We start from the raw sequence: 7,913 nt of genomic DNA, 5'->3' as shown, positions 1-7,913 counted from the left end.
GTAACACCTGAGCCCCCTGTAACACCAGAACCGCCTGTGACACCGGAGCCGCCTGTTACGCCATCTGTTCCACAACCAGAACGAAAACATCTGTATCGCCCGGAAATTGGTAGCTATCTGGCCAATATTCAGGCGGCAAATACGCTGTTTAATACCCGGCTGCATGACCGTCTGGGGGAAACACAATATACCGACCTGCTCACTGGCGAACAGAAAGTGACCAGTTTGTGGATGCGTAACATTGGCGGGCATAATCGCTTTAAAGATCGTTCGGATGAACTGAATACCCAGAGCAACCGTTATGTTCTGCAACTGGGCGGCGATCTTGCGCAATGGAGCAGTAACGCACTCGATCGCTGGCATCTCGGCCTGATGGCTGGCTATGCCAACAGCAAGAGTCACACGCATTCCAGCCTGACCGGGTACAGCTCACGTGGGCAAATCCACGGCTACAGTGTGGGCGTGTATGGCACCTGGTACGCTAACGAAGCAGACAAAACAGGGACTTATGTTGACAGCTGGTTGCTCTATAACTGGTTTGATAACACCGTCTCCGGCGAGTACCTGCCGAGTGAGAAATATCACTCTGACGGCATCACTGCTGCCGTTGAAGCGGGTTACACCTTCCGTCTCGGTGAAAGCGCTGATGCCCGCACCAGCTACTGGTTGCAGCCCAAAATGCAGCTGACGTGGATGGATGTGAAGGCAGACAATCATACTGAAGACAATGGCACGCTGGTTGAGGACAGCACCGAAGGCAACCTGCAAACGCGTCTGGGGGTGAAAGCGTATCTGCAGGGTCATCATGCTATTGATGATCATAAAGAACGTTCCTTCCAGCCTTTCGTGGAAGCCAACTGGATTTATAACTCCCGCAATTACAGCGTGAAAATGGATGGCATCAGCGATGCAATTACTGGCACGCGTAATATTGGCGAGTTAAAAGTCGGGGTGGAAGGTCAGATTACTCCGCGTCTGCAACTGTGGGGCAACGTCGCCCAGCAGTTGGGCGACAATGGTTACAGTGATACCCAGGGAATGCTGGGCGTGAAATATCTCTTTTAATGCCACTTTGCCACCTGTCACGTACAGGTGGCACTTTCTTAGATCGACAACCTTTGTGATCGCGCTCGCATTCAGTCATTTTTACTATAAATATGATGAAGTTAATTCAGCTTATTTATGGGTGAAATCACTATGGACCCCTTGCACGCCGTTTACCTGACCGTCGGACTGTTCGTCATCACCTTTTTTAATCCGGGGGCAAATCTCTTTGTCGTGGTACAAACCAGCCTGGCCTCAGGCCGTCGTGCAGGTGTACTCACCGGGCTTGGCGTGGCGCTTGGCGATGCCATCTATTCCGGGTTGGGATTGTTTGGGATGGCGACGCTCATTACCCAGTGTGAAGAGATTTTCTCACTCATTAAAATCGTCGGCGGCGCTTATCTTTTATGGTTTGCCTGGAACAGTATGCGCCGACAATCAACACCACAGATGAGCGCATTACAGCAGCCGCTTAATGCTCCCTGGTATGTATTTTTCCGCCGTGGACTCATTACCGATCTCTCTAATCCACAAACAGTTTTATTTTTTATCAGTATCTTCTCAGTGACGTTAAGCGCAGAAACGCCGACCTGGGCGCGGTTTATGGCCTGGGCGGGGATTGTGCTCGCATCTATTATCTGGCGTGTATTTCTTAGTCAGGCGTTTTCTTTACCCGCCGTGCGTCGTGCATACGGGCGTATGCAGCGCGTTGCCAGTCGGGTTATTGGTGCGATTATTGGTGTCTTTGCGCTACGGCTGATTTATGAAGGAGTGACACATCGGTGAGCTGATAATTGTAACCAACCCAATTGAGAAATTGGACCGCCATCGAGGCCTCGAACCCCGTACCATACAACAATCCTGGTTGTCGTCTGCTCTTCCTGATGAGCTAATGGCGGTTTTTTGATACGAACCTTACAGCATATTTCCTGTCAGGCCCTGGTGCGATGCATAAGATACAGAAACTGCCCTACGCGAACATGACGAAATTATGATTTTTTTCATATGAATGTCAACTTATACATTCACAAAATATCTTTGTTGTTCATTAATAAAGCAATAGCAAATCCCTGTCGATTTACTCGCCCATGGCATTCCCTACGCCAGGGGAGTACCCGCCAGCACTGCTTCAAAATCTGCGGCGGTCAGATCGGTTGCCCCTTTGAGCATATCTCTCGCCAATGCCCGGCGTCGGTTCAGTAATTCATCCAGCGTTTCTTCAAAAGTCATTAACTGAGTATCACGCACCGTCGGATAATAGACGTAAACATCTTTCTGCTGCCCGATACGGTATGCCCGATCGGTCGCCTGATCTTCCTTCGCCGGATTCCAGCAACGGGTAAAGTGGATGACATGATTTGCTTTCTGGACATTGACGCCAAACCCAACCGCGATGGTGGATAAAATAATGATGTTAAAACCGGGCGTTGATTGAAATGCATCGATCAGACTCTGACGATTTTGATCGCTGCCAGATTTGGTGCTGGTATCACCATTAATAATAAAAGGCTTAAAGCCAAAATGCTGCACAATCAGATGTTGCAGTTCTCGTTGAATATCGCGCAGTTCCGTAAAAATAATCACTTTGTCATCAGATGACTGGCGAATGGCGTTTAATGTCTCCAGCAGCCATTTTACTTTCGGAGCATCGTTCCGTAAGCGCAAATCTGCACTTACGGAATAAGGCCATGCGCAAATAAGTTTCAGGCGATGCAGTAACCCCAGCATACCTGAGCCTCGTTGATCCAGCCCTTCGCTGATCTCCTGTTGGTTTCGCCAGCTTGCAACCGAGTGGGTATAGAGCTCCCGTTGCAATGGCAGCATATTCAACTGTTTACAGCGTTGATCTTCAATCTTTTCCGGCAGGTCTTTCGCCACTTCTTCTTTGGTGCGGCGCAGCGTCTGCGGTTCAATTAATTTACGTAGCGATTCGAGGACAGCATTATCATTCTGTTGCTCAATTGGGCGTAAATAATCTTTACCAAAATTGTTTAAAGCCCCCAACAACCCCGGTTGAACGAAGTCAAATAAACACCACAGATCAACAAGGGTATTTTCGACCGGAGTTCCGGTACATGCGACTTTAAATTGTGCCTGAATGGCTTTTGCCGATTGGGTAATTAATGCCGCCGGATTTTTAATTTTCTGCGCTTCGTCGCACACCATTATGGACCAGGGCTGGCGAGCCAGGGAAAATTCCTGATCGCGTAACGTCTCATAGGTGGTAAGAACAATATGCGCGTCCCCCACCCAGTCACTTTGTAGTAAGTTCTTAATCCCCTTACTTTTAAGCGCCTGAGGGATGCTCTCTTTCGCGCATTTCTTAGCCTTAAGTTCATTACCGTAGAGTTTTAAAATCGACACCTGCTCGCGCAGGAAGAAATTCCCAACCTCGCGCTCCCAGTTATCGAGTAGCGACACCGGAGCAACAATCAGCGAAGGAGGCGCATCCGGGAAACGTTCACGATGCCAGATGAGAAAAGTTAGAATCTGTAAGGTTTTACCCAGCCCCATATCGTCTGCGAGTAAACATCCCGCCGTCTCTATTGGCGACTTTAGATACAACTGCTGGAGCCACGCTACCCCTTTACGCTGGTGTTCACGTAGCTGAATGGACGTTTTGAGGATCATCGGCAGTTCGACTTCTGCCTGATGTGCGCCGAGCAAGGAATCCCGCCGTTGTTTAACATACAGCGCCTGCTCGATATTTTGTTCTATCAGCAGAACGGCACGACTGACCGGTTCACTACTTACGCCATCATTTATTTCACCGTCGATTTTCTTTTTCCATTTATCGTGGAAAATTTCTGCTTCTTCACGGGGCAAAAGGTTGTCGTTCCAGGGCATGGCGACTTCCGACGCATCCGTAGCTTTTGCCTCTTCCAGCCGCTCTTCCAGTTCCTGAAAATGTTGATGATTATCGAGATCCCAGCCAGAGAACATGGCCTCGCACATCTCTTGCGCAAGGTTCTCCGGAAGCCATTTTTCACTTTCACTTTTGACCAGATAAGGCGAACTTATTTTTTCAAATTCACCGATCCCGATAACCCGGTCGCTGTATTTGTTCAGATCGAGGACGTGGGTAAAATTCATTCCCGCCGCCTGGTGCTGCCAGTTTTCAAGCAACGCCTGATAACCTTGCAGTTCTTCCTGGCTGAATCTGGAAAGCTCCAGATCGTAACCCTGCCAGACTCCGGCGGGCAGTTGTGCCGCTAACTTTTGCTCCAATTCAGAGAGCAACGCCGCCAGTTCACCTGGACGTTTAAAGATATAGGTTTCATCCGCCACAGATTGCTCAGTTCTGGGGCTGAGAAGAAGCGTTACCGCCGCAATTTGCCTGTTTTCATCAATCTGCGGCTCCAGACGGAAATCATAAAAGTAGATCCCGGCGTCCTGCAAATTCTGCTCATAAACGTCAGGATCGAGCACCTGGCTCGCCTCTTCACCAATCCAGGTGTAGGGGTTGCGAACAAATGAGAGCGCATCATCCCCCGCCACGCGACGTCCCGTAATAGCGTGCACGGAGGTCAAGACGTCTTTGACTTCAGGGGAAAGAATGACATGGTTTAAGACACCGTCGTCCCCTAAAACACGGTAACGATCCTGTACCTGTTGCGTACGGTCAAAACTCTGTAACCAGTTGGCAGGCTGCTCATCAAAAACAGGTTCAATTTCCAGTACCGGAGTATCCACCACCAGCGATTTTCGCAGTTTTAACTGCAACGATTCCGGCCTGATGACGATCGTTTTCGCGAGATAGTCATCCAGTTTTGCCCCTGCTTTTTTGGCCTGCCGCCGTATTTTGGCCCAACGGGTTTGGTTGACCGTTTCGCCCGGCGTCTGTCGCTGCTGCAATCTGAGTTGGTGTAGTGCGTCCAGAAGCTGCCAGTTCTCTTCACTTAACACAAAGGTGCCTTCCGCAGAGGAAAAGCTGGCTCCTGTGCTGGTTATCTCAACGGGGCGATAGTCGTCAGGTAGGGTCCATTTATCAATGAAAACGCGAAAAGTGTCATCGCTAATGCTTCCTGTTGCAGCAAGATGAGCCGTCAGATTGCGCTGTGGGGGGAAAGCAAAAATCGCCAGACTGCTGGCATAGTCGTCATTTTTCCGGATGTGATAAAAATCATCCCAGCTAAGAAACCAGCAATCAGACCAGTGTGAAACATAATCTTCCTCATGAAGCTGTTCCAGGCATGAGGCGACAGGCCAGTTATCTTCGCTATCGGCAAGACTAAAGGGGAAAGCAAACCCCTCTTCTTTCATTACATACAGCGGCACAAATGAAGCAGGTAGTGAAGTATTCTCTTTAATAAATTTACCCAACAATTTTTTAAACACTATTTGCTCCAGTAAGTAAATTTACCCAGCACAGGTTTAAACCCAAGGCTGAGTAATTTTTGCGCCGCTTCATGGTCTGGTTCATTGAAATGAATATGGATTGCGCCCCCAAGCCCTCGTTTATCCATCACTTTGCAATCGACCGAACGAATAATCTCCCGGATTTGTTGTTCCCGGTCGGGGAGACCTTTTTTGGCTTTTAACGAGGAGGCGATGATTTTGATTTGCTCTTCCCGGTCTGACTTTACATCACTGACTTCACGTTCAGGTAACGATGCAGGCACTGACCGACTCATGGTCTTTGAGGCATTGAAACGGGAGATATCCAAAGTGACAGAAGACTGATTTATATCTTCCGCAACGTAATCAATACCCAGCTTACGAAGTTCTTCGTCATATCGGCTCATCCACCCCTCAATTCGGTTGAGTGAGTAGAGAAATACCGGCGATAAATGCGGTAAACGCAACCGGACTTTACGGCGGTTATTCCGCTTATCTTTCAGATCATAATCAATATCAAGAATGCCGGTTTCCGGATTAAAGGGCGCATTCCCCATATGGTAGGCATACATTGCCCCCACTTTCGAAAATTCGACAAACAGATAATCACCAATGCGCATAATCATGGCGTTGTTATCGCGTGAACCAGAACCTTGCAGGCGGCTTAATCGCCCTGCGTTTTTCGCCCTGAATTCAACATAATCGACATCTTTGGATCGCAGCGCATCTTCGCCCAGCACAATGCGCGTATAGCTCATTTGGTTGGCAAAACGTAGCCAGTAGAACAGGCGCGCATGGTCAACATCCCGATTACCTTTCAGCAATTCAAAGAACAGTTTCAGATCGTCTTTGGCGAACCAGCCTTGCACCATCAGTAATACGGGATTTTCAACGTGAACCTGCCAGCTTTTATTACGACTGGTTAACTGCGGATTTCCCCAATATTCCAGGGCCAATTGCTTGAGTTCGAAATGTGTTTGATGTTTAAAAGCCGACTGATAATAACGGGTCAGAGTGGCTGCCAGAATATTATCTTTAAACCGCGTAAGCTGGCGGCTCAAGGCGATAATAGAATGAATTTTCTGCTGAAAATCATCGTCAGTCAGGCAAAAAATCTCATTGACCAGGTGGTTAACAATTTTGCGCCATAACCAGCTGGTTTGCGGAATTTGTGCGACTTTCTCCAGCACCGAAATATCCGTGATATCTCCACGCCCAAGCTGTTGTCCGAGAAGAAAACCTGCATTATCGGTAAAAATATCGCTATAGGTGTCAATGACCGACATCCAGGACATCTGACGCGGCGCACTCTCTTTTAGCTGTTGAAACCCGCGAGCAATCTGCGTGCGTAGCTGAAGCCACTGCGGATTCTTTTCCGGTGTATCGCTGGAATGACCAAAGTAGCTGGTACATAACGCCAGCCATTCGCGGCGTGTTAACCGCTGCTGCGCAATTTTTTGTTCAATTTCAGCGATAATCCTCGCGAAGTTTTTTGCATCATCAATCAATGCAATTTCAAACAGATCGCCTTCAGCCACGTCATTAAGACCAAAAAAAATCATCTTCCACTCGAAGGGCTTTGGCGTATCCCCCGCACGCAGCCGGGCAATGGCCTGTCGGCGTTTCTCCAGAGGGGGAACCATCTGCACCGCGCGAGCATCTACCTTCCTCTCTAGTTGCGCGATAACGCGCTGAAGATAGTGAAAAGCATGACTTACCGTCGGCTGCAAGTTCTGCTCCCGATAGGGCAGCAAACGGGTTTTCAGTTTTTCAATAGCGCAAGTCATTGCATGGCTCCCAACTGACAGGTTTCCTGACTAATGCCAGGAACAACATCCATGCTTTCGTCGTGCTTTTTGTCTTTCAGACCAAAGAATTGCATCCGCAGTTCTACGCGACGGCTGGCTTCTTTGCTCTCTTTCGCATTGTTAAACGAAACCCCACCCGCCAGAAATAATTTGCGGATCTGAACCTGTTGTTCCGAGGTTATTTTTTGCTGTAGCGCGCTTCTACTATCCAGCAGACTGCACATCACCCATTCCGAGCGTTGCAACGAAAGGTGCAGGTTATAGAGATAAGAACCGTCAGTATCCGTAAAACCTTCTATAACAATTTGCTTAAACCATTTTTTGCCTTCATCGCTATTTGCCGCTTCCAGCACTAACGGCACCACATCCTGTAGCGCCTGTAATCCTTCGGCGTTAAGCGCAAAGCGATTGTGCTCAAAACGCCCTGCTTCACCAAAGCTGATACGGTTGTCATGGCAGTCAACCTGAATCGTCTTGTTGAGATTCTTTGCCTGAAGCTCAAGTTTTTCACACAGGCGAGCAATATCATGCCCGCGCGATTTCTCCCCCGCTTCCGCCTGCTGGATCCGCTGCGTAACAGAGCTAAGTGACGCCACCATCACCACCAGAAACAGCACCATCATGGCGGTCATCAGGTCTGCATAGGAGATCCAGAAGGGTTTTTCCGCTTCATCGCTGCGCCGTTGCCTGCCATTAAATACCCGGTTAAACATCAGCCTGTTC

The 7,913-nt window shown here is 48.8% G+C and carries 5 protein-coding genes; 2 read left to right on the top strand and 3 right to left on the bottom strand.

Going from position 1 to position 7,913, the window contains the following annotated elements:
• Together FEK66_RS07550 and FEK66_RS07545 are read left to right on the top strand one after the other, a co-directional pair.
• Positions 1-1,065: autotransporter outer membrane beta-barrel domain-containing protein (locus tag FEK66_RS07550; RefSeq protein WP_138211436.1), on the top strand; the 1,065-nt coding region annotated here is incomplete at its 5' end.
• Positions 1,066-1,197: 132 nt separating this feature from the next.
• Positions 1,198-1,830, top strand: coding sequence for a LysE family transporter (locus tag FEK66_RS07545; protein ID WP_130218317.1), 633 nt, complete (start codon positions 1,198-1,200; stop codon positions 1,828-1,830).
• Between the two features lie 312 nt (positions 1,831-2,142).
• Here FEK66_RS07545 and zorD read toward each other — a convergent pair whose 3' ends face one another.
• From zorD to zorB1, 3 genes are read right to left on the bottom strand one after another with little or no spacing between them, the layout of a single operon-like run.
• Positions 2,143-5,382, bottom strand: coding sequence for a type I Zorya anti-phage system protein ZorD (gene zorD, locus FEK66_RS07540; RefSeq protein WP_135494346.1), 3,240 nt, complete (start codon positions 5,380-5,382; stop codon positions 2,143-2,145).
• Positions 5,382-7,169 (bottom strand): type I Zorya anti-phage system protein ZorC, encoded by a 1,788-nt coding sequence (gene zorC / locus FEK66_RS07535; protein WP_138211435.1) that lies wholly within the window; start codon positions 7,167-7,169, stop codon positions 5,382-5,384. Before zorC ends, zorD begins: the two co-directional genes overlap by 1 nt.
• Positions 7,166-7,903 (bottom strand): type I Zorya anti-phage system protein ZorB1, encoded by a 738-nt coding sequence (gene zorB1 / locus FEK66_RS07530; protein ID WP_130209798.1) that lies wholly within the window; start codon positions 7,901-7,903, stop codon positions 7,166-7,168. The genes zorC and zorB1 overlap by 4 nt, the downstream gene beginning before the upstream one ends.
• Between the last annotated feature and the right edge of the window lie 10 nt (positions 7,904-7,913).

This window comes from Escherichia sp. E1130 (assembly GCF_005781065.1).
Classification (GTDB): Bacteria; Pseudomonadota; Gammaproteobacteria; order Enterobacterales; family Enterobacteriaceae; genus Escherichia.
This window is presented reverse-complemented; position numbering and strand designations above follow the sequence as displayed.